Here is a 21,043-nt window from a genome sequence, read left to right on the forward strand (position 1 = left end):
GGTCCTCTTATGTCGCTTCCCCTTCCTCGCCTGACCGAACTCGCGCATGGCGGCGGCTGCGGCTGCAAGCTGGCACCGTCGGTGCTGCAGCAGCTGTTGGCAGAACAGCCGCGGATGGCTCCCTATGCGCAGCTGCTCGTCGGCACGGAGACGGGCGACGACGCCGCGGTCTGGCAGATCGACGACCAGCATTGCGTTATCGCTACTACCGACTTCTTCATGCCCATGGTCGACGACCCGCGGGATTTCGGCCGGATCGCCGCCGCGAACGCCATATCGGACGTCTATGCCATGGGTGGCAAGCCGATCATGGCGCTCGCCATCCTGGGCATGCCGCTCGGCAAGCTGCCGGTCGAGGCGGTGCGCGAGATCCTCGCAGGCGGTGCGTCGGTCTGTGCCGAGGCCGGCATTCCGGTCGCCGGCGGCCATTCGATCGACGCGCCGGAGCCGATCTACGGCCTGGCCGTGATCGGGCTCGCCCGGCCCGGCGACATAAGGCGCAATTCCGGTGCCAGGCCCGGCGATGCGCTGATCCTGACCAAGGGCATCGGCGTCGGCATCTATTCCGCGGCCTTCAAGAAGCAGGCGCTCAGCGATGCCGCCTATGCCGAGATGATTGCGTCCACCACGCTCCTGAACTGGATCGGCGCTAGGCTGGCGCTAGACGAAGACGTGCACGGCATGACCGACGTGACCGGCTTCGGCCTGCTCGGCCACGGGCTCGAGATGGCGCGCGGCAGCGGCGTCCGGCTCGACATCGACTACCGGCAGATCCCGTTCCTCCAGGAGGCCGAGACTCTGGCCGAGACGGGCTATGCCACCGGTGCCTCTCAGCGCAACTGGGCGAGCTACGGCGACGGGGTGGTCCTGCCGCCGGACTTGGCCCCCTGGCGGCGCACGCTCTTGACCGATCCGCAGACCTCGGGCGGCCTGCTCGTCGCCTGTGCCGCGGCACGCGCAGCCTCGCTCGCAGCCGAGATCGAGGCCGCGGGCTATCCGCGCGTCCGGATCATCGGCGCGGCCACCGCAGGCGAGCCGGCGGTCCGCATCGGCTGACGGCATTCATCAGGCCACGCCGCGGGAGGAAGGTGGCGGAAGAGAGTGGGAGTCGAACCCACCTGGGACAGGCTCGCTGCCCCACTCGGATTTGAAGTCCGAACGCCCCACCAGGGACGAATCTCCTCCAAAGAAACTGTCGGACGAAAGCACGGGCGCGCCGAACAAGTCCAGCCGGTGCCGGTTCGGCCGGCGCAGGTCGCCCTTGCGCAGCGTGACGCCGTGCCGGTCGAAGAATTCGAGGATCTGGATCGCGACCTTGCGGCCGTTGTCGAGCCGGTCGCGGAACTGCGCGGCGGTGAGCTCGCCGCCGGGCGCGCGGCCGGCCTCCTCGATCAGGAGGCCGATCATCTCGCGCACGGTCGGCCGCAGGAAGAAGTGATCGGGTGCCACCTCGTCGGCCCAGCCGAGGCGCCCGGCCAGCTTGAGCAGCCGCCGGACGTCGCGCTCCACCCGCCCGGTCATGCCGGCGATGTCGCGCACCCGGGGCGGCCGGAACCGTTCCGCCCCGCCCAAGAGCGGCGCGATCACGGCCCACGCCGCCTCGTCGCCGGGGGCGAGGCGCACCGTATGGCTTGCCAGGCGGACGAAGGCGCCGTCCAGCACCAGCCCGCCGTCGCGCGCCAGCCGCTGCAGTGTTGCGACGAAGACCGGCGCCGGCAGCCGAGGCGTCAACTGCAGGCGCAGCTTCTCCCGCCCCATGCCCTGCAGGTCGGGATTCTCGGCGTGATAGGCGGCGAGCTGCTCCGTGACGCTCGCGGCAAAGGACTGCCAGCGGTCGGGCGCAATCGCGATCCGGGCGGTGCCGGCTTCAAGCAGCACCAGACCGGCCTCGCGGGCCATTTTCTCCGTCTGCATCGCCGACAAGCCGCGGTCGCGGGCATAGGCGGCGAGATCGGCTGCGAAGGGCGGGGCCGCGAGCAGGGCTGTGAACGCAGTCTGAGCGTCGGCGAGGGCGAGGGCCGCGCGCTGGGCTGCGCGCTCCGGCGTACGCCGCCGCCGGGCCGGGCCGCGCAGGTCGATGAATCGGCCGCCGCCGATCGTGCGCTGCGCCGAGACGTCGCGCAGCACGTAGCGGTCGCGCTGTGCGGCGGCGATCGGCCGGTCCAGCACCAGCTGGACCTCGGCCGTGGTGCCCGGCTCGATCGAGCCGTCGCCAAGCAGGACAACCCGGGCGCCGACTTCGGCCGTCGCATGGTGCAAGCGGGCCGGGAACCATTGGCTGATCGGCTTCGCTTCGCCCGTTAGCACGCGCAGCGTCGCGTCGATCCGGTCCGTCGGCGCGTGCAGGCCGGGGGCCAGCACCATGTCGCCACGCCGGATCGCCTCCTTGCCGATGCCCGGTCCCGCGAGATTGAGCGCGCAACGGTCGCCGCATCGCCCCGTCTCGGCCGGGCGGTTCTGGGCATGCAGCGAGCGCACGCGCGCAGATAGGCCAGACGGGCTGAGCTCGACCGCGTCGCCGACCCGGACCTCGCCGGCGAGCACGGTGCCGGTGGCGACGACGCCGATGCCGGCGAGCGTGAAGACCCGGTCGACCGCCAGGCGGAAGCCGCCCTCGGCCGAGCGCTCTGCCGTCTCCGCCGCCGCCGCGGCGAGGCGAGCACCGAGTTCTTCGATCCCGAGGCCGGTCAAGGCCGAGACCGGCAGGATCCCGATGTCGGCGAGCGCCGTCGCCGCGAGCACAGAGCGCACGGCCTGGCTGACCTCCTCTAGACGCTCGGGCGTGACCAGATCGGCCTTGGTCAGCGCCACGAGGCCGTGCTCGATGCCGAGCAGGTCGAGGATCGCCAGATGCTCCAGCGTCTGCGGCATGATGCCGTCGTCGGCGGCGACAACCAGCAGGGCGAAATCGATGCCGCCGGCACCGGCCAGCATGGTGTGGACGAAGCGCTCGTGCCCGGGCACATCGACGAAACCCAGCACCCGGCCGCCCTCGATCGGCCAATAGGCGAAGCCCAGATCGATGGTGATGCCGCGGGCCTTCTCTTCCTTGAGCCGGTCGCAGTCGATGCCGGTCAGCGCTTTGACGAGCGCGGTCTTGCCATGGTCGATATGGCCCGCAGTGCCGATGATCATGGCACCATTACCCGCAGGCCGGCGAGTGCCGTGAGGAAGGCCGCTTCGTCGGTGAGGCAGCGCAGGTCGAGAATGAGGCCGCCGTCCTCGATCCGCCCGATGATCGGCCGGTCCAATGCGCGGAGTGCTGCGGCCAGGGTGTCGAGCGCCCGGCCGCCGGCCGCGACGGGCCGGATGACCAGACCGGCGCTGGCGATGGTATTGAGCGGTAGCGCGCCGGAGCCGATCTGGCTTTGGCACGGGCATGGCGCCACGGTGAATGCCGGCTTGACTGCCGCCGCCACGGCGGGAACGAGGCGATGTGCCTGGGCTTCGATCTCAGCCTCAGGCCGCGCCAGCAGCTTGAGGGTCGGCAGACGCTCGGCCAAACGGTCGGGATCGCGGTAGAGCCGGAGCGTGGCCTCGATCGCCGCCAGGCGGATCTTGTCGAGCCTAAGCGCCCGCTTCATCGGGTTGCGGTTGATCGCTTCGATCAGCGCGTGCCGGCCGACGATGAAGCCGGCCTGCGGGCCGCCCAGCAGCTTGTCGCCCGAGAAGGTCACGAGGCCGGCGCCCTCGGCGACCGCCTCGCGCACGGTCGGCTCGCGCTCGAGCGCGTAGTGCCCGAGATCGACGAGCGTGCCGGAGCCGAGGTCGTTCATCAGCGGCACGCCGGCGGCGTCGGCGATGGTCGCGAGCTCGGCGGCGCCGACCTCCGCGGTGAAACCCTGGATCCGGTAGTTCGAGGTATGGACCTTGAGGATGAGGCCTGTGTCGGGGCCAAGCGCCGCCCGATAGTCCTTGGCGTGGGTCCGGTTGGTCGTGCCGACCTCGATGAGATGCGCGCCGGCGCGCTGCATGATGTCGGGCATGCGGAACGCGCCGCCGATCTCGATCAGCTCGCCGCGCGATACAATCGCCCCGCGGCCGTGGGCGAGCGTGTTGATGGCGATGAGCACGGCGGCGGCATTGTTGTTGACGACCGTCGCGTCCTCGGCCCCGGTGAGGTCGCACAGCAGCGCACGGACATGGTCGTCCCGCTCGCCCCGCTTGCCGGTTGCAAGGTCGAACTCGAGCGCCGCCGGATCGCGCATGGCGGCCACGGCCGCCTCGATCGCTGCCTCGGCGAGGAGCGCTCGACCGAGGTTCGTGTGCAGCACGGTGCCTGTCAGATTGAAGACGGGGCGAAGCGCCGAGCGCTCCGCCGCTTCGAGCCGGGCTTCCGCCTGGCCTGCCAGTTCCTCGATGGCGAAAGCGGCCGGTGCGCCCGCCTGCAGCGTGCGCCGAGCCTCGTCCAGCACGGCACGGATCGCGTCCGTCGCCAGGCCATGGCCGAAGCGCTCGCGCAGCGCTGCGGCCTCGGCAGTCTGCAGGATGGTGCTGACGGACGGTAGATCACGCAACCGCAAGGACCTGGCCCTCCGACCGGCATCTGGAACGCAGCGCCGGCTGGTATCATATTGCGGCGGCACCGATTTCCGGGTCAACACTCGTTGCCGGAAAAGGTGCCGCCGCTCCTGCTACCTGCCCGCGATGGCTAGACCGGCATCACGCCCGGCGCGTTCTTCGGGAACTTGGCGATGACGTCCGGGTCCAGGTTGAACGTGGCCGCGACCAGGTCGACCGGCGTGTGGGAGAGCCAGTCGATCAGCGACACTTCCTCGTATCGGTCGGACTTGAAGATCTCCATGAACACGAGATCGGTCGTGCCCGTGTTCTCGACGTAATGGCCAAGGTTCTTCTTGACGTAACCGAGGTCGCCCGGCCGAAAGTCGGCGGTCACCGCGGCCGGCCCGGTGTTGAACACCGTCATGCGGCCCTGGCCCTTGATGTAGTACTGCCACTCGTCGGCGTTCGGATGCCAGTGCAGCTCGCGGAGCGCGCCGGGCTTGATGCTCACGAGCGCGGCCGCGATGGTCGTCGAGACGCGGAAATTCGTGCTGTCGGCGATCCGGATCTCGCCGCCCTTGGTCACCTTGTTCGGCTTCATGTCCGAAAGCCGGTAGACGAAGGGGTAGGGTGCCGCACCCGCCTGGGAGACGACCGCCTTCTGGTCGGCCGAGAGCGGACCCGGCATCTTGCCCTGGAAGATCCAGCGCTGCTGCAGCGGGATGTTCTTGAACGCGTCGACCGGCACGCCGAAATTCTTGGCCAGGATGTCGGGCGGCGTGTGCGCCAACCAGTCGGTCGGCATCAGCGTGTTGTATTCGCCGGCGGCACCGCGATCGAAAGCGAGCACGAATTCGGCGCCGTCCGGCCCCAGCCCCTGCAGCGAATGCGGCGCACCGCCGGGGAAATACCAGAGATCGCCCTCCTTCACGTCCTCGACATAGGGATGGCCCTGGTTGTCGAGCACGGTGACCCGGCAGCTGCCGTAGGTCATGACCGCCCATTCCGCCTGCTGATGCCAATGCAGCTCGCGGATGCCGCCGGCCGAGAGCCGCATGTTGACGCCGGCGATCGTCTCCGAGATCGGGAAGGCCTCGGTATTGACCTGGCGGGCCCAGCCGCCGGCCTGGACGCGCTTCGGCGCGATGTTGAACGACGACCAGAACAGCGGCATGCCGTTGACGTCGGTCGGCGGCGGATCGACGAAGGACGGCAGGTTGTTCGCCAGTGCCGGGTTCTGCGGCCCCGGATCGGCGAGCGCCTGCGGCGTCGAATTGATGGCGCCCTCCGGCGGCAGATCCGGGTTGCCGAACACGCCGGCCGCGTGTGCCGCGGCCGACACGACGCCACCGATGGCGCCGGCCGCCAAGATCGATCGGCGAGTGATACTGGACATGACCTATCCTCCCTAGACTGGACGACGGCGCATCGGCCGTAAGCTTGGGCACCGCTATAGGCCGGTTCCGCGTCGCCTGCTTTCGGGTAGGTCGGATTTCTTTCGCAAATGTTCGTCGGCGTGCGACGGGCACGGGCGCTTGGCGAGGACTGGCCGAAGGTCATTGCGCGTCGCGATGGAGTCCTTACAGTCAGGCGTTCGGTATTGCTTCATTCGGAAGAGTGGATGGATCGCATCGACGCCATGAAGGTCTTCGTCGCGGCCCTCGACGAAGGCAGCCTCGCCGGGGCAAGTCGCCGGCTCAGCCGTTCGCCTGCCGCCGTCAGCCGGGCGATCGCGTTTCTCGAAGCCCATGTCGGCGTGCAGCTGCTGCATCGGACGACGCGTTCGATCAAGCTCAGCGAGGCGGGCGAGCGCTACGCGGCCGCCTGCCGGCGCGTGCTGACCGATCTCGAGGAGGCCGACATCCTGGCGGCCGGCGAAAGGTCGGCGCCGCGCGGTACGCTCACCATCACCGCCCCCCTGATCAGCGGCGAGGAGGTGGTGCGCCCCATTCTCGACGCCTTCCTCGATGCTTATCCGACCGTGTCGGTCCGGCTCTATCTGCTCGACCGGCCGGTCAACCTGATCGACGAGGGCATCGATGTCGCCTTGCGCATCGCCCATCTGCCGGACTCGACGCTCGTCGCCGTGCGGCTCGGCGAGGTCCGGCGCATCGTCGCGGCCGCCCCCGGCTATCTCGCCCGTAGCCCGCGCATCGACGAGCCGGCGGATCTCGCCAAGCACCAGATCATCGCCATGACGCATTTCGGCCTGGATTCCTGGAGCTTCCCGCCGGCGCCGGGCTCGACCGTGCCGCGCACGGTGCAATTCACGCCGCGCTTCGTCGTCAACAGCGTGCGCGCGGCCGTTGCCTCCGCTGCCGCCGGCGGCGGCGTCACGCGGCTCTTCTCATATCACGTCGCCGACGAGGTCCGGGACGGCGCGCTCAAGATCGTGCTCCGTTCGGACGAGCACGCACCGCTGCCGGTCCATCTCATTGCGCCCGAAGGCCGGATGTCTGTGCCGAAGGTGCGCGCCTTCGTCGATTTCGCGGTGCCGCGCCTCAGGGCGCAGTTCTCGCGCTTGGCCGCGGATTCGGGCGCTTAGGCAGACACTCTTCCGACTTGCGGAAGAGTGTCTGCCGAAAGCCGTCTATTCGATCTCAGAAAGCAATGGCTTAGATGAATAGCACCGGCGGCGCTCCTGCCGCTCCAAGCAGATCATCGAGGCTATCATGGGTATCGAACAGAAGGTCGCCATCATCACCGGTGCGTCGCAGGGCATCGGCGCCGCGCTGGTCAAGGCCTATCGCGAGCGCAACTATCGTGTGATCGCCAATTCCCGCTCGATCAAGCCGAGCAGCGATCCGGACATTCTGGCGATCGACGGCGACATCGCCGATCCGAAGACCGCGGAACGGATCGTCAGCGAAGGCCTGAAGCGCTTCGGCCGCATCGACACGCTGGTCAACAACGCCGGCATCTTCGTCGCCAAGCCGTTCGTCGAGTACACGCCGGAGGATTATGCGGCGATGCTCTCGACCAACCTCGCCGGCTTCTTCTACGTCACGCAGAAGGCCGTGGCCGCGATGCTGAAGCAGGGCTCCGGCCATATCGTCAACATCACGACCAGCCTGGTCGACCAGCCGATCGCCGGCGTGTCGGCGGCACTCGCCTCGCTGACCAAAGGCGGGCTCAATTCCGTGACGAAGGGGCTCGCGATCGAATATGCGAAGCAGGGTGTCCGCGTGAACGCGGTGGCCCCGGGAATCGTCAAGACGCCGATGCATGCGCCGGAAACGCACGACGTCCTGGCCAAGCTCCATCCGGTCGGGCGCATGGGCGAGATCCGCGACATCGTGGACGCGGTGCTGTTCCTCGAAGGCGCGTCGTTCATCACCGGCGAGATCCTGCATGTCGACGGCGGCCAGAACGCCGGCCGCTGGTAGACCTTGAGTGGCGGGCGGCGACCGGCCGCCCGCCCCATCATTTCTTTTGAGGAGAATTGCCATGCCGATGGTGACCATTCAGGTCACGCGCGAAGGCTCGACGCCCGACCGCAAGTCCGTGACCGCGGCGGAGAAGGCCGCCCTCATCAAGGGCGTGAGCCAGCTGCTGCTCGACGTGCTCAACAAGCCGCTCGACGCCACCTTCGTCGTCATCGAGGAGGTCGAGATGGAGAACTGGGGTGTCGGCGGCCTGCCGGTCGAAGCCTACCGGAAGCTCAAAGCGCAATAGCGCGCGTTCTCCCGAGAGTTTCAGCGCCCGCCCTGGCCATTTCCGGGCGGGCGTTCAGTATGTGGCGAACGAGAGCACGTTCGACACTGTCTGGTATTGGCACCCTGGCGCCCGCAGATCCCGTTTAGCTTGCGATTCCGTCGCGTAGAGTTCATCTTAGGCAGGTCGACTTTGCTACTGGGCTATCGTCCGGCGACCGCCGGCCTTCCCTGTCGTGACTTTGATGCCCGTGACGCATTCCCGCGCCGGGCAGCTCCGATCGGGAACGATCCCAGGAGGCTTTTATGACTATCGGCACTGTTAAGTGGTTCAACAGCACCAAGGGCTTCGGCTTCATCCAGCCCGAGGACGGTTCTGCAGACGTGTTCGTCCACATCTCCGCGGTCGAGCGCGCGGGGCTCGGTAGCCTCGTCGAAGGCCAGAAGGTAAGTTTCGAGGCAGTGCGCGACCCCCGCAAGGGTAAGAGCTCGGCTGAGAACCTGCGCGCCGTCTGACCTCTTCTCTTCGGAAATCCAAGGACGGCGGCATGAAATTCATGCCGCCGTCATTTCTCTTGCGCTTCAAGAAGGTCGGATGACGAAAGAAGAGTTTCTCGAGTTTGAGGGTAAGATCGAAGAAGTGCTGCCCGACGGCCGCTTCCGAGTCATGCTCGAGAATGGTCACGAGATCATCGCATACACCGCCGGCAGGATGCGCAAGAGCCGCATTCGGTCGCTCGCCGGCGACCGCGTCACCGTTGAGATGACGCCCTATGACCTCACGAAAGGTCGGATTACCTACCGCCATAAGGACGAACGCCCGCCCGCCGGCATGCCCGCCCGCCGTCTGCCGCCGCGCCGTCGCTGAGCCGCTTCAAAGGCCGCTGAAACGGAAACGTTCCGTTGTCCGGGGTCTCTAAACCGGAGCGGCTCGTTCGCGCCCATCCCGGCTGTTCAGCGCGTCCAGCGATCGACCCGGAAGCGGGCGCGGCAAAATTTCGGCGAGACTGCATCACGTCTGCTTCGCATCATCGAGCAGTCGCTACCGAGCTGCGACGCGCCGAGCGTTCGGGCGGGTGACGATCACGAGGGCTATCCCGCCGAGTATCGTGATCGAACACAGCGAAAGGCGGGTCGTTATGGGCTCTCCGAGTGCAATCGCGCCCGCAAGGGCCGTTATGACGGGCACGCTCAGTTGTACGGACGCGCCCTGGACTGGCGAGAGGCCACGCAACGCGGCATACCAGATCCAATAGCCGAGACCCGACGCCACAGCTCCCGACATCACGGCGTAGACGAAGCCCATGACCTCGACCTTCGGCCCCAGCATCATGGCCGCTGCCATCGCCACCGCGGCCAATGGCAGCGCGCGGATGAAATTTCCGGCCGTCGAAGCGAGCGGATCGACCGTCCCACGGCCCAGGAGCGAGTAGGCTCCCCACGCCACGCCCGAGGCAATCATAAGACCGGCCCCCGTGATGGGAGGAGCGCCAGCACCAGGGCTGAGGAGTGCTGTCAGCCCGGCGAGTGCCAGCGCGAAGCCGAACCATTGCGGCAGGGTCAGCCGCTCTCCCCTGACAAGAGCCGTCGTCACCATCGTCACTTGCACCGCGCCGAACAGGAGCAGCGCGCCGGTGCCGGCGGGCAAGGCTATGTAGGCGAACGAAAATGCGCCGGCATAAACGAACAGGGCGAGCGCACCGGCCCATGAACCGTGGACGGAGCGCACCTGCCGCTTCAGGGCGAGGATGAGCCACAACGCGAAGGCGCCCGACGCGATCCGGACCAACGTGAAGCTCGTAGGGTCAATCAGGCCTTGCGCCAGCGCGAGGCGGCACAGGATCGAGTTTGCCGCGAAGGCGAGCATCGCGACGGCGGTCAAACCAATGGCGCTCGCCGCCGGGCGAGCAATCGTCCCGGATGGCGTGGCTCGTTCGTCGCTCACCGTCCCGATCCGCTCAACGATGTGCAGCGTTGAGCGCCCGGTCGAGATCGTCGTAGAGGTCGTCGACCGCCTCGAGCCCGGTCGACAGCCGCAGCAGGTCGGCAGGACAGGGTGTCCCCGGCCCCTCGATGGACGCCCGGTGCTCGATCAGGCTCTCGACGCCGCCGAGCGAAGTTGCCCGCTTCCAGAGCTCCACATGCGCTGCCGTCGCGACCGCGGCGACTTCGCCGCCCTGAACCTGAACGGACAACATGAAGCCGAAACCGTTCTCCATCTGCCTCGCAGCAAGGTCGTGGCCGGGATGCTGCGGCAGTCCTGGATAGAGCACGCGCGCCACCCTTGGATGCGACGTCAGCCGCTCGGCAAGGGCTTGCGCCGACTTCGCCTGGGCGGTTGCCCGGACGAAGAAGGTCTTCAGCCCACGCTGCAGCAGGTAGGCCTCGAACGGGCCGAGGATGGCGCCGCCACTTCTGCGGACAGTCTCGATCCGAGCCCAGTAGTCGTCCCGCTCGGCACCGGCCAGCGCGCCCGCGATCACGTCGGAATGGCCGTTCAGGATCTTGGTGGCCGCATGCATGACGATGTCCGCCCCGAGCGCCAGCGGGCGGGTGTGGACGGGGGAGGCGCAGGTTGAGTCCACGGCAAGCCGGGCTCCGGCCGCGTGGGCGATTTCTGCGGCACCTGCAATATCGGTGACCGTCCAGAGCGGGTTCGACGGCGTCTCGACCCAGACCAGCTTGGTGCGGCCGGGCTGCACAGTCGCTTTCAGGCGGTCGAGGTCGTTCGTCTCGGCGAAATCGACGTGCAGGCCCCAGCGCGTCGCTTCCGTTCGCAGCCAGTTGCGCAACGACCAGTACATGACGGACGAAGCCACGACGTGGTCTCCGGGCTGGAGCGCCTGGAAACATGCAGTTGCAGCGGCCATGCCGGAGGAAAACAAAAGCGCGCCGGCCTTCGCCTCCTCGAGCATGGCGATCACGGCCTCCGTGTCTCGCACGGTCGCGTTGTCGGGCCGGCCATAGACGTAGCTGGAAGAGTAGGCATTGTCTGGATCGCGCAGGTAGGTCGTCGAGAGATGGAGTGGCGGTATCACGGCCTGTGTAGCCGCGTCCGTGCGCCCCATCGCCTGCGCCACCAGGCTCGCCTTCGCCCAACTGTTCGTCATATGTCCCCCGTCTGAAGGTCGGCCATCACCCGTGCCGCAGACGCGAAGATTGCCGGGAAAAGGTCGATCATTTCCGCGAAATTTGCTCGACAGTCGGTGATTTTGGTCGAATTATTGGAGAGAAATGGCGAATTCAGTCGAACTCGACAGCTTTGATCGGGCGCTCCTGACGGAGATGCAGGTCGACAACCAGACGCCCGCCCGCGTCTTGGCGGAGCGGGTCGGGCTGTCGCAAAGCGCGGTGCTCCGGCGACTGCGCCGGTTGCGAGCCGAGAAGGTCATCATGGCCGACATTTCGGTTGTCAGCCCGAAGGTGCTCGGCGTGCCTGTAATGGTGCACGTGCTCGTCTCGATTGAGCATGGCTCGCGCACTTATGGGGATTTCGCCCGCAAGCTTCGGCTCCGTCCGGAGGTCAGGCACGCGTCGTACGTGACGGGCGGCGCCGACTTCGTCCTGCACCTCCAGGTCGAAAGCATGGAGGCCTACGCCAACTTCGCTCGCGAGGTATTCCACGATGACCCGAACGTCGTGGAGTATCATACCTATGTCGCAATGCAGGAGATCGTCGGCCCGAATTCGAGCCGCCGGCTGCGCGGCGGGTAAGGCCTAAGTGTCCATCCGAGAACAGCTTGAATCATTGGAATCACTTGTGATTCGATGGCAGCGGCCCGATTGGGGGGATCTATGTGATGTGGACGAATGAGGACCGTGTAAGCGCTTGGGTTTAACCGACCATCATAACGTATGGCTCCAGGTTACAGTGATAGAAAGGCAGCGCTGAAATTCGAATGAATAAGAGAAAATCCATTCGCGTTGCATCAATGATATTTTTGATTTTAGTGACTTTCACGGCGCTCATACTATTGAGATGTTATATCGAGGGCAGAGTATCTTTTTTGACGCTTCGAGACAATGTGGAAATTGATTTATCCGCTGGAATGTATTCGCGTGATATTGAATTTGTCCTGACAAAGTACAATTTTCAATTCAAGTACTATAAAAATAATATGGAATACCATGGGATCATTAGGGGTGTAGATTCTTGCATATTTCTTGACGAGGCCGTTGAGATTGAAATTTATCTCGATAAGGACGGTAATTTGTCGAGATATTCGATATTTAGGACGTCAACCTTCCTCTAAATCTCTATCCGAGAGCGGCTTGAATCATTGGAATCACTTGTGATTCGATGGCAGTGGCCCGATTTGGGGGATCTGCATGATGTGGACGAACGAGAACCGTGGTCGCTACAACCGCAGCAAGCTGCGCTATCCGAGTGATGTGACGGACGAAGAGTGGGCCTTGATCGGGCCAATGATCCCACCAGCCAAGAGCGGTGGCAACAAACGGACGGTCGCGGAGCGCGAGATCGTCAACGGAGTGATGTATATCCTGAGCACCGGTTGCCAGTGGGCGGCCCTGCCGAAGGATTTGCCGCCGCGCAGCACGGTGAATGATTATTTCCGCCGCTGGGACTATGACGGCACGCTCGATCGCATCCACCATGCGCTCTACATCCTGTGCCGGGATCAGGTTGGGCGCGAGGCGAGCCCGAGTGCCGCGATCATCGACAGCCAAAGCGTCAAGAGCGCGGAAAAGGGGGGCTTTCGATCGACCCGCCAGGCTATGACGCGGGCAAGAAAATCAAAGGCAAGAAGCGACACATCCTGGTCGACACGCAAGGCCTGCTGATGCAGGCAATCGTCCATGCCGCCGATATCCAGGATCGCGACGGCGGCGTGCTGCTGATGAGTTCTCTGTTCGGGCTGTTTCCATTCCTGCTGAAACTCTACGCCGACAGTGGATATCACGGGCCGAAATTCCAACAGGGATTGGCGCGTGTCTGCCGCCAGATCAACGTCGAGATCGTCAAACGCTCCGATGCCGGAAAGTTCGTGGTCTTGCCCAAACGCTGGATCGTCGAGAGGACCATCGGCTGGCTCAATCGCTGCCGCCGCATGGCCAAGGATTGCGAACGCTTGAACCGCAACGGCCTGGCGTTCCTACGCTGGGCCTCCATCCGCCTCATGGTCAGAAAACTCTGCCAAACAACGACATGATCTCGGATGGACTCTAAGGCGCGCGCATAGCCTCTGAGCCGCCGATTGGGTCCCCAGCCTGGTCTCCAGGCCGCGGATTGCCATCGTGTCTCTGCTCAATAGACGCGCGCCTTGGGCGGGATCGTCTCGACCTCGTTCGTAAGCGTGTGGAGATGCACCGGCCGGTAGGCGATCGCGACGCTGCCGTCCCGCTGCAGCCAGGCGAGCGTGTGCTTCAACCAGTTCGCATCGTCGCGCGTCGGATAATCCTCGCGCGCATGCGCGCCGCGGCTCTCGGTGCGCGTCGCGGCCGAGCGCAGGCTGACCATGGCCTGTCCCATCATGTTGTCGAGCTCGAGTGCTTCCGCGAGATCAGTATTCCACACGAGCGAGCGGTCCTGCAGACCCAGCGCGTCGACGAGGCTGCTCGACAGCCGCTCCAGCCGTTCGATGCCCTCATCCAGGAGCGGCCCGTCGCGGAACACGGCGCAGTGACGCTGCATGATCTGCTGCATTTCCAGCCGCAAGCTGCCGCCGGTCCGGCTGCCGCTCGCGTGGCGGATGCGGTCGAAGCGGGCGATGGCGCGCTCCTCCGCATCGCGCGAGAGCGGCGGGTGGCGCTCGCCCGGCTGCAGGGTCGCCGCGGCCCGCTGAGCGGCGGCCCGTCCGAACACGACCAGATCGATGAGCGAGTTGGAGCCGAGCCGGTTGGCGCCGTGGACCGAGACGCAGGCCGCCTCGCCGATGGCCATCAAGCCGGGCACGGTGGCATCGGGGTCGCCATTGCGCGGCGCCACGGCTTCGCCGTGCAGGTTGGTCGGCACGCCGCCCATGTTGTAGTGCACGGTCGGCAGCACCGGAATCGGCTCACGCGTCAGGTCGACGCCGGCGAAGATGCGCGCCGTCTCCTTGATGCCCGGCAGGCGCGTGTCGAGCGTCTCGTGCGGCAGATGCTCCAGATGCAGCTCGATGTAATCCTTGTTCGGGCCGCAGCCGCGGCCCTCGAGGATCTCGACCGTGATCGCGCGGCAGACGACGTCGCGGCCGGCCAGGTCCTTGGCGGTCGGGGCATAGCGCTCCATGAAACGCTCGCCCTCGGAATTGGTGAAGAAGCCGCCTTCGCCGCGCGCGCCCTCAGTGATCAGGCAGCCGGCGCCATAGATGCCGGTCGGATGGAACTGGGTGAACTCCATGTCCTGCAGCGGCAGGCCGGCCCGAAGCACCATGGCGTTGCCGTCGCCCGTACAGGTGTGGGCGGCGGTGCAGGAGAAATAGACGCGGCCATAGCCGCCGGTCGCGAGCACGGTCCGGTGCGCGCGGAACCGGTGAAGGCGCCCGTCGTCCAGGCTCCAGGCGAGGAGGCCGCGGCAGCTGCCGTCGTCGTCCATCAACAGGTCGAGTGCCACGTACTCGACGAAGAATTCCGCGTTGTGCTTCAGGCACTGCTGATAGAGCGTGTGCAGGATGGCGTGGCCGGTGCGATCGGCAGCCGCACAGGTGCGCCGCGCCATCGCCTCGCCATAGCGCAGGGTCTGGCCGCCGAACGGCCGCTGATAGATCGTGCCGTTGGGATTGCGCGAGAACGGCACGCCGAAATGCTCGAGCTCGATGACGGCGGCCGGCGCCTCGCGGCACATGTACTCGATCGCGTCCTGGTCGCCGAGCCAGTCGGAGCCCTTGACCGTGTCGTACATGTGGAAGCGCCAGTCGTCGCCGTCGGCCATGTTGTTGAGTGCTGCGGCGATCCCGCCCTGGGCCGCGACGGTGTGGCTGCGCGTCGGGAAGACCTTGGTGACGCAGGCTGTCCTGAGGCCCGCCGCGGTCATGCCGAGGGTAGCGCGCAGGCCCGCACCGCCCGCGCCGAGCACGACCACGTCATAGTCGTGCTCGACGATCTCGTAAGCGCGCTTCATCGCTCATCACTCCCGAGAGCCACGCATGACCGAAATGGTGAGATCGACGGCGAGCGCCAAGATCAGCGCCGAAGCGCCGAGGATGAAAAGCAGGCGGTAGTCGCCTCCGGTCGCGGTAAAGAGGAACGACATGCCGTAGGCGGCGGTCGCCTGCAGCACGGCAAAGCTCGTGGTCGCGGCACTCCAGGCACCCTTCTGGGCCGCGGGATGATGGGCCAGCAGCTCCTGCACGCGCCCCAGAACCAGCGGCACGATGCCCGGCGTGAACGCGCCGACGATCACGCTCGAGACGATGAGCCCGCTCGAGCCGAGGCCGAGCATCGGCAGTGCTACCGCGGCGGCCTGGATCAGATAGGCAAGGCGCAGCGCGGACCCGTAACCTGTCCTGTCGGCCAGATGGCCGGTGACGATCGGCCCGACAATGGCGCCGAGGCCGAACAGAACCCAGTATTGCGCGCCGGCATCGAGCCCCTGCCCGAGGCCGCGCGCCACGAAATCGACCAGGAAGATCATGTGCGGCACGAGGCCGACGGCATTCAGGCCATATTCGGCATAGAGTGCCTGGAGCTGTCGCGTCGGGTGGGTGCCTCTCGCCGCATGCGGCGCGGGCGGCACCGCGGCCGGATGCCTCGGCCAGCCCGTCCAGGCGATCGCCGTCAGGATGAGCGCCAGCAGGCCAAGCCCCAGCCAAGTCTGCTCGAGCCCCTGTCGCAGCAGCAGCGGAACGAGCGTGCCGGAGGCGGCGATGCCGAGCCCGACGCCGGCGAAGATCAAGCCGCTCGCCAGGCCGCGCCGGGCGTGCGGGACATGCGGCAGGACCACGGGCGCCGCGAGGACCATGAGCGCGCCCCCGGAAATCCCCGAAGCGATGCGCCAGGCGAAGAACCAAAGGAACGACAGCGGAAACGCGCACGCGAAGAAGGCGGCCGTGGCCACCAGCATCATCGCGCGGAGGACCAATGTCGTGGAGACGCGCTGGGTCAGCGGCCGCGCGAGCAAGGCGCCGGCGAGATAGCCCACCAGGTTGGCGGCGCCGAGATAGGTCGCAGCAGATGCGGCGAACCAGTGTGCATCGATGATCGCCGGCAGCAGCGGCGTATAGGCAAAGCGCGCGAGGCCGATGCCGACGAGGCTCGCGCAGAGACCCGACAGGGTCGCCTGCCAGGGACTGGTGACCGGAATCCGCGGGCTTCGCTCATCGACCGCAGCCGAGTGTGACATCGGTGCCTCCATCCTCCAGCCGGCCCGGGAGACGCCGGCTTCAGAGAGATAGAGGGGATCCGCTATCGCCACTAACGGTTTGTTTTGATCATCGCAATCACTATTGATGATATCTGCATGTCATGCAGCGAGCGGTGCCGGGCGCGCCATTGCCAGGAATGCGGCGAGCGCGCTCGTCACGTAGGAATCGCGCCGGCGGATGAACAGCGTCTCGACCTGCGCCTGCTCGGCGGGCAGTTCATGGATGGTGACGAGACCGTCGCGCCGTGCCGCTGCAGCCACGGCCTTCGGCAGCAGGGTGACGCCGACGCCCGCGGCAACGCAGCCGAGGATGGCGTCGAGCGAGCCGAATTCGAGCGGCTGCGCCGCCTGGAGGCCGCGCTGCGCCAGGATCGCCTCCAGCCGCTGGCGATAGGAGCAGCCGAGCTGGAACACGATGGTCCGGAGGTCACGCACGCTCGCCAAGTCGTCCAGCGTGCGGATCGATCGGGCCGTGATCAACACCAGCTCTTCCCGGAAGACCGCCTCGGCCAGCAGGTCGGCATGCTGCACCGGGCCCGCGACGAAGGCGCCGTCCAGGCGATGCTCGATCACATCGGCGATCAGGCTGCAGCTGGTTCCGGTCGTGATGACCAGGTCGACGCGGGGATGGGCCTGCGCATAGGCCGCGAGGATCGCCGGCAGCCTGAGCGCGGCCGTCGTCTCGAGCGTGCCCAGGTGCAGCCGGCCTTGCGGCGTGCCATCGTCGCGGGCGGCGGCACGCGCTTCCTTCAGCAGCTGTCCGATGCGCGTCGCGTAGGGCAAGAGGCGCAGGCCGGCCGCGGTCGGCGTGACGCCCCGGCTATGGCGCTCGAACAGCGGCACGCCGATCTGGTCCTCGAGCTGCTTGATGCGCGCAGTGACATTCGACTGCACGGTGTTCAATTCTGCTGCTGCGCGGTTCATGCTGCCGTGCCGCGCCACCGCCTCCATCAGGCGGAGATCTGCCGCGTCCATGCCACCACCTATCACTCGAACCGAATGCGGAACCTATTGGATGCCATCTCAGGAGATGTGTACCGCAAATCGGAAAATCCATCCACCGCAGCAGGGGTTGGGAGTGGTTCGGCTTGCCGCGCCGGAATGGCTCTCATCGCAGCAGGCTCCGCCGTGTAGAGATTTGCCAAATGGTCGAGAGGGAAGAGATGGGCGATTTGGCGGGTGACAGCTATCCGGTCGACGAGATCAATCGGGTGAAGCGGCGGCACGACCGTGGCGCCTATGACGAGGCGACGGTCCATGCGCTGCTCGACGCGGCGGCGCTCTGCCATGTCTCCTATATTATCGACGGCCAGCCGTTCTGCACGCCGACCCTGTTCTGGCGCGAAGGCCGGCAGCTCTATTGGCACGGCAGTGCTGCAAGCCGGATGCTGCGCAATCTCTCGGACGGCGAGCCCGTGTGCCTGACGGTGACCCATCTCGACGCCCTCATCCTGGCGCGTAGCGCCTTCAACCATTCCGCCGACTATCGCTCGGTCATGGCGTTCGGGCACGCGCGACTGGTCGAGGACCCGGAGGAGAAGCGGCGCGCCCTCGTCATGATGGTCGACCGGCTCTATCCGGGCCGGACGGCAGAGCTGCGCCCGACCACGGATCAGGAGATCAAGGCGACCTCCGTCATCTCGATGGAGATCGAGCGGGCGTCGGCGAAGATCCGCGCCAAGGGCGTCATCGACGACGACGAGGATTACGCGTTGCCGATCTATGCCGAGCGCCTGCCTGTGCGCACGATCGTCGGCGCGCCCGAGCCCTGTTCCAGGCTCAGCCCGGGCGCCCGGCGCCCGGACCATCTCGGCGGATATCGCGCCGACCGGCCGTTCGACGAGGCGCTGGCCGAGGCGCACGCCGCGGCCTATCGCGACTGACGCCCGCTCGCTCTTAGTTCGACCAGCCGCCGTCGATCACGTGGATCGTGCCGGTGGTGAAGCCCGCTTCGTCGGAGGCGAGATAGGCGGCGAGCGCCGCGATCTCCTCCGCCTTGCCAATGCGGCCGACCGGCTGGCGGGCGACGAAGGCGCCGCGCACCTCCGCCTCGCTCTTGCCGCTGGCGGCGGCCTGCGCGGCGATTCGCTCACTGAGTGACGGCGATTCGATCGTGCCGGGACAGATCGCGTTGCAGCGGATGCCCTGGCCTACGAAATCGGCCGCGACCGACTTGGTGAGGCCGACGACCGCGGCCTTGCTTGACCCATAGGCGCAGCGGTTCGGCACGCCCTTCACGCTTGATGCCGCCGACGCCATGTTGACGATCGAGCCGCTGCCCTTCCGGAGCATGCCGGGCAGGAAGGCGCGGATCGTGCGGTACATGGCCGTGACGTTGAGATCGAACGAGAAGGCCCAGGCATCGGGCTCGCAGTCGAGGATCGTGCCAGCGGCAACGAAGCCGGCGCAGTTGAACAGGATGTCGATGTCGCCGACCTCGGCCGCGATCGCCTTGACGGCATCGTCCTTGGTCACGTCGAGCCGGCGCGTCTCGCAGCCGGTGAGTTGACCCAGCAGCTCGGTATTGATGTCGGTCGCGATGACGCGGGCGCCCTCGCGCGCGAACCGTTCCGCCGTCGCCCTGCCGATGCCCTGCGCCGCCGCCGTGACGAGCGCCACCTTGCCTTCCAGACGTCTCATTGACATTCCCTTCCGTATCCTGGCTCAGGCGTCGTGCCGGCTGCGATGGACGACATGCTGGTCGAGCGCCGTCCAATCCCAGTCGATGCCGAGGCCCGGCTCGGACGAAGGGATAGCATGGCCATCCTCGATCCGCATGCCGGTCTGGGTCACGAGGTCGAGTTGCGGGATGAATTCGAGCCAGCGGCTGTTCGGCACGGCGCAGCACAAGGGCAGGTGCAGCTCCATCAAGAAATGCGGGCAGACCGGCACATTGAACGCCTCCGCCATGTGCGCGACCTTGAGCCAGGGCGTGATGCCGCCGATGCGGCCGACGTCGACCTGCACGATCGAGCAGGCGCCAGCCTGCAGGTAATCCTTGAACTGGCTGATGCTGTATAGGGACTCGCCGACGGCGATCGGGATTGACGTCGAATCCGCGAGGCGCTTGTGCGCCGCCACGTCGTCGGCATGGATCGGCTCCTCGAACCAGGCGAGGTCGAACTCGGCGAAGCGGCCGGCGCGCCGGATCGCCTCGTCGAGCGTGAAGCCCTGGTTGGCGTCGGTCATAACCTCCCAGTCCCATCCGACCGTGTCGCGCACGGCGGCGATGCGCGCGACATCTTCGGCGACATGGGGCCGGCCGACCTTGAGCTTGGTGCCGCCGAAGCCGCGTTCCCTGGCCTTCAAGGCCTCCTCGACCAGCTCCGCCTTGTCGATGTGCAGCCAGCCGCCCTCGGTGTAGTAGAGCTTGATCCGGTCCTTGGCGCCGCCGGCGATCTGGTGCAGCGGCAGGTTGGCACGCCGGGCGCGCAGGTCCCAGAGCGCCGTGTCGATCGCGGCGAGGGCGATCGAGGTCAGCGCACCCACGGTCGTTGCATGGACCCGGTAGAACAGGTCGCGCCAGATCCGCTCGACCTCATCCGCCTCGCGTCCGAGCAGCAAGGGCGCCAGATGGTCGTCCAATAGCTTGGCGACCGACGAGCCGCCGGTGCCGATCGTATAGGAATAGCCGGTGCCGACCACGCCGTCCGCGTCGCGGATCCGCACGATCGGCGTTTCCTGGCATTCGAAGCTCTGCACCGCGTCCGTGCGCTTCACCTTCGGCTTCAGGTCCGCTTGCAGCACCTCGACCGAGACGATCTTGCTCATGGGCTCCCTCCCAACGGGTTGTTGTCGGGATCGTCGGTTCCGGCATGCGTCGCGTCAAATAGAAAATTTTTCATTTTTGATGTTGCATATTAGATTTATCAGCGGATCATGGACGCCATGAGCAACGTCATCCGCGCCACCCTGTCCGAACAGGTTCACCAGGAACTGCGCGCCCGCATCCTCGGCGGGCAGCTGCCGGGCGGGCATCGCCTGCTGCCCGAGGAGCTGGCAAACGATCTCGCCATCAGCCAGACGCCGGTGAAGGAGGCGCTGCTCAAGCTCGAGGCGGACGGGCTCGTCGTCTCGGGCCTGCGCAAGGGCGCCATGGTTCGCCGCTTCACCGCGAAGGATGTCGAGGAACTCTACGAGGCACGGATCTTCGTCGAGCTCGCCTCGATCGACGCGGCCTTCGCGCGCGGCGCCGTCACGCCCAAGCTGCTCGACGCGCTGTCGGAGAACCTCGAGCGCCATGCCTATCACCTGGGGCGCGACACGCTCGAAGACCTGACGACGGCGCTGGCATACGACCGGGAATTCCACCATCGGCTGGTCGCGGCGCGCGACAATGCCGTCATCGCCGGCTGGCATGAGCGGATCCTGGCGCAGACCCATACCGCCTACATCTATCTCGTCAGCGACACCCGTCCGGTCTATGGCGAGCATCGGGACATCCTCGATGCGCTTCGCGCTGGCTCGGTGACGGAGGCGCGCGACGCGCTGGAGCGGCACCTGCGGCGCAGCGGACAGAACCTGCTCGACAATGTCCGGCGCGCGCAGGCCGGCGGCGACGTGCCGTAGCGACCGGGCCGGC

18 protein-coding genes, 1 tRNA gene and 2 pseudogenes are annotated in these 21,043 nt (G+C 66.7%); 10 read left to right on the top strand and 11 right to left on the bottom strand.

Annotated features, from left to right (window positions below):
• The first annotated feature begins 9 nt into the window (after positions 1-9).
• Positions 10-1,056: a selenide, water dikinase SelD gene (selD, locus tag IEY58_RS04035; RefSeq protein ID WP_189042782.1), complete on the top strand. Its 1,047-nt coding sequence runs from the start codon at positions 10-12 to the stop codon at positions 1,054-1,056.
• A 33-nt stretch (positions 1,057-1,089) separates the two neighbouring features.
• On the opposite strand, the gene IEY58_RS04040 is transcribed toward selD, so the two are convergent.
• The 4 genes and pseudogenes from IEY58_RS04040 to IEY58_RS04055 form a co-directional block, all read right to left on the bottom strand.
• A tRNA-Sec gene (locus IEY58_RS04040) sits at positions 1,090-1,185 on the bottom strand.
• A 117-nt stretch (positions 1,186-1,302) separates the two neighbouring features.
• Positions 1,303-3,135: pseudogene (selB, locus tag IEY58_RS04045) on the bottom strand (selenocysteine-specific translation elongation factor); the annotation flags it as partial.
• The gene (gene selA, locus IEY58_RS04050) at positions 3,132-4,517 is read right to left on the bottom strand and encodes an L-seryl-tRNA(Sec) selenium transferase (RefSeq protein WP_229743467.1); all 1,386 of its coding nucleotides are present in this window, start codon (positions 4,515-4,517) and stop codon (positions 3,132-3,134) included. The gene selA and the pseudogene selB, both read right to left, overlap by 4 nt.
• 134 nt (positions 4,518-4,651) lie before the next feature.
• A complete protein-coding gene (locus IEY58_RS04055; protein WP_189042786.1) occupies positions 4,652-5,899 on the bottom strand; it encodes a cupin domain-containing protein in 1,248 nt (415 codons plus the stop codon).
• 225 nt (positions 5,900-6,124) lie between these two features.
• Here IEY58_RS04055 and IEY58_RS04060 point away from each other — a divergent pair, with 225 nt between their 5' ends.
• The 5 genes from IEY58_RS04060 (at position 6,125) to infA (ending at position 9,024) form a co-directional block, all read left to right on the top strand.
• Positions 6,125-7,048, top strand: coding sequence for a LysR family transcriptional regulator (locus IEY58_RS04060; protein ID WP_189042788.1), 924 nt, complete (start codon positions 6,125-6,127; stop codon positions 7,046-7,048).
• 127 nt (positions 7,049-7,175) lie between these two features.
• Positions 7,176-7,889: an SDR family NAD(P)-dependent oxidoreductase gene (locus IEY58_RS04065; protein ID WP_189042790.1), complete on the top strand. Its 714-nt coding sequence runs from the start codon at positions 7,176-7,178 to the stop codon at positions 7,887-7,889.
• A 61-nt stretch (positions 7,890-7,950) separates the two neighbouring features.
• Positions 7,951-8,178, top strand: coding sequence for a tautomerase family protein (locus IEY58_RS04070; protein ID WP_189042792.1), 228 nt, complete (start codon positions 7,951-7,953; stop codon positions 8,176-8,178).
• 284 nt (positions 8,179-8,462) lie between these two features.
• On the top strand, positions 8,463-8,672 hold the full coding sequence (locus IEY58_RS04075; RefSeq protein ID WP_189042794.1) for a cold-shock protein: 210 nt from the start codon (positions 8,463-8,465) through the stop codon (positions 8,670-8,672).
• Between the two features lie 79 nt (positions 8,673-8,751).
• Positions 8,752-9,024, top strand: coding sequence for a translation initiation factor IF-1 (gene infA, locus IEY58_RS04080; RefSeq protein WP_189042796.1), 273 nt, complete (start codon positions 8,752-8,754; stop codon positions 9,022-9,024).
• Between the two features lie 174 nt (positions 9,025-9,198).
• On the opposite strand, the gene IEY58_RS04085 is transcribed toward infA, so the two are convergent.
• Both IEY58_RS04085 and IEY58_RS04090 read right to left on the bottom strand, forming a co-directional pair.
• Complete coding sequence (locus tag IEY58_RS04085; RefSeq protein ID WP_229743468.1) at positions 9,199-10,101, bottom strand: DMT family transporter; 903 nt, start codon at positions 10,099-10,101, stop codon at positions 9,199-9,201.
• Positions 10,102-10,114: 13 nt separating this feature from the next.
• Positions 10,115-11,266, bottom strand: coding sequence for a trans-sulfuration enzyme family protein (locus IEY58_RS04090; protein WP_189042798.1), 1,152 nt, complete (start codon positions 11,264-11,266; stop codon positions 10,115-10,117).
• A 124-nt stretch (positions 11,267-11,390) separates the two neighbouring features.
• Between IEY58_RS04090 and IEY58_RS04095 the strand changes: the two genes are divergently transcribed.
• Both IEY58_RS04095 and IEY58_RS04100 read left to right on the top strand, forming a co-directional pair.
• Positions 11,391-11,870 (top strand): Lrp/AsnC family transcriptional regulator, encoded by a 480-nt coding sequence (locus IEY58_RS04095; RefSeq protein ID WP_189042800.1) that lies wholly within the window; start codon positions 11,391-11,393, stop codon positions 11,868-11,870.
• 711 nt (positions 11,871-12,581) lie between these two features.
• Positions 12,582-13,327, top strand: a pseudogene (locus IEY58_RS04100) (IS5 family transposase).
• A gap of 95 nt (positions 13,328-13,422) precedes the next feature.
• Here IEY58_RS04100 and sdhA read toward each other — a convergent pair.
• From sdhA to IEY58_RS04115, 3 genes are all read right to left on the bottom strand, one after another.
• Positions 13,423-15,219, bottom strand: a complete 1,797-nt coding sequence (sdhA, locus tag IEY58_RS04105; protein WP_189042801.1) for a succinate dehydrogenase flavoprotein subunit — start codon at positions 15,217-15,219, stop codon at positions 13,423-13,425.
• Between the two features lie 6 nt (positions 15,220-15,225).
• Positions 15,226-16,440, bottom strand: coding sequence for a YbfB/YjiJ family MFS transporter (locus tag IEY58_RS04110; RefSeq protein WP_189042803.1), 1,215 nt, complete (start codon positions 16,438-16,440; stop codon positions 15,226-15,228).
• Positions 16,441-16,560: 120 nt separating this feature from the next.
• Complete coding sequence (locus tag IEY58_RS04115; RefSeq protein ID WP_189042805.1) at positions 16,561-17,436, bottom strand: LysR family transcriptional regulator; 876 nt, start codon at positions 17,434-17,436, stop codon at positions 16,561-16,563.
• A gap of 170 nt (positions 17,437-17,606) precedes the next feature.
• Here IEY58_RS04115 and IEY58_RS04120 point away from each other — a divergent pair, with 170 nt between their 5' ends.
• Positions 17,607-18,344 (top strand): pyridoxamine 5'-phosphate oxidase family protein, encoded by a 738-nt coding sequence (locus IEY58_RS04120; RefSeq protein WP_229743469.1) that lies wholly within the window; start codon positions 17,607-17,609, stop codon positions 18,342-18,344.
• Positions 18,345-18,357: 13 nt separating this feature from the next.
• Here the strand turns inward: IEY58_RS04120 and IEY58_RS04125 are convergent, their stop codons facing one another.
• Both IEY58_RS04125 and IEY58_RS04130 read right to left on the bottom strand, forming a co-directional pair.
• Positions 18,358-19,101, bottom strand: coding sequence for an SDR family oxidoreductase (locus IEY58_RS04125; protein WP_407648379.1), 744 nt, complete (start codon positions 19,099-19,101; stop codon positions 18,358-18,360).
• Positions 19,102-19,125: 24 nt separating this feature from the next.
• Positions 19,126-20,232, bottom strand: coding sequence for a mandelate racemase/muconate lactonizing enzyme family protein (locus tag IEY58_RS04130; protein ID WP_189042809.1), 1,107 nt, complete (start codon positions 20,230-20,232; stop codon positions 19,126-19,128).
• Positions 20,233-20,349: 117 nt separating this feature from the next.
• On the opposite strand from IEY58_RS04130, the gene IEY58_RS04135 reads away from it, so the two are divergent.
• Positions 20,350-21,030 carry a GntR family transcriptional regulator gene (locus IEY58_RS04135; RefSeq protein WP_189042811.1) on the top strand — a complete coding sequence of 227 codons (681 nt, stop codon included), beginning with the start codon at positions 20,350-20,352 and terminating at the stop codon, positions 21,028-21,030.
• The last annotated feature ends 13 nt before the right edge of the window (positions 21,031-21,043 follow it).

The organism is Aliidongia dinghuensis (genome assembly GCF_014643535.1).
Taxonomy (GTDB): domain Bacteria; phylum Pseudomonadota; class Alphaproteobacteria; order ATCC43930; family CGMCC-115725; genus Aliidongia; species Aliidongia dinghuensis.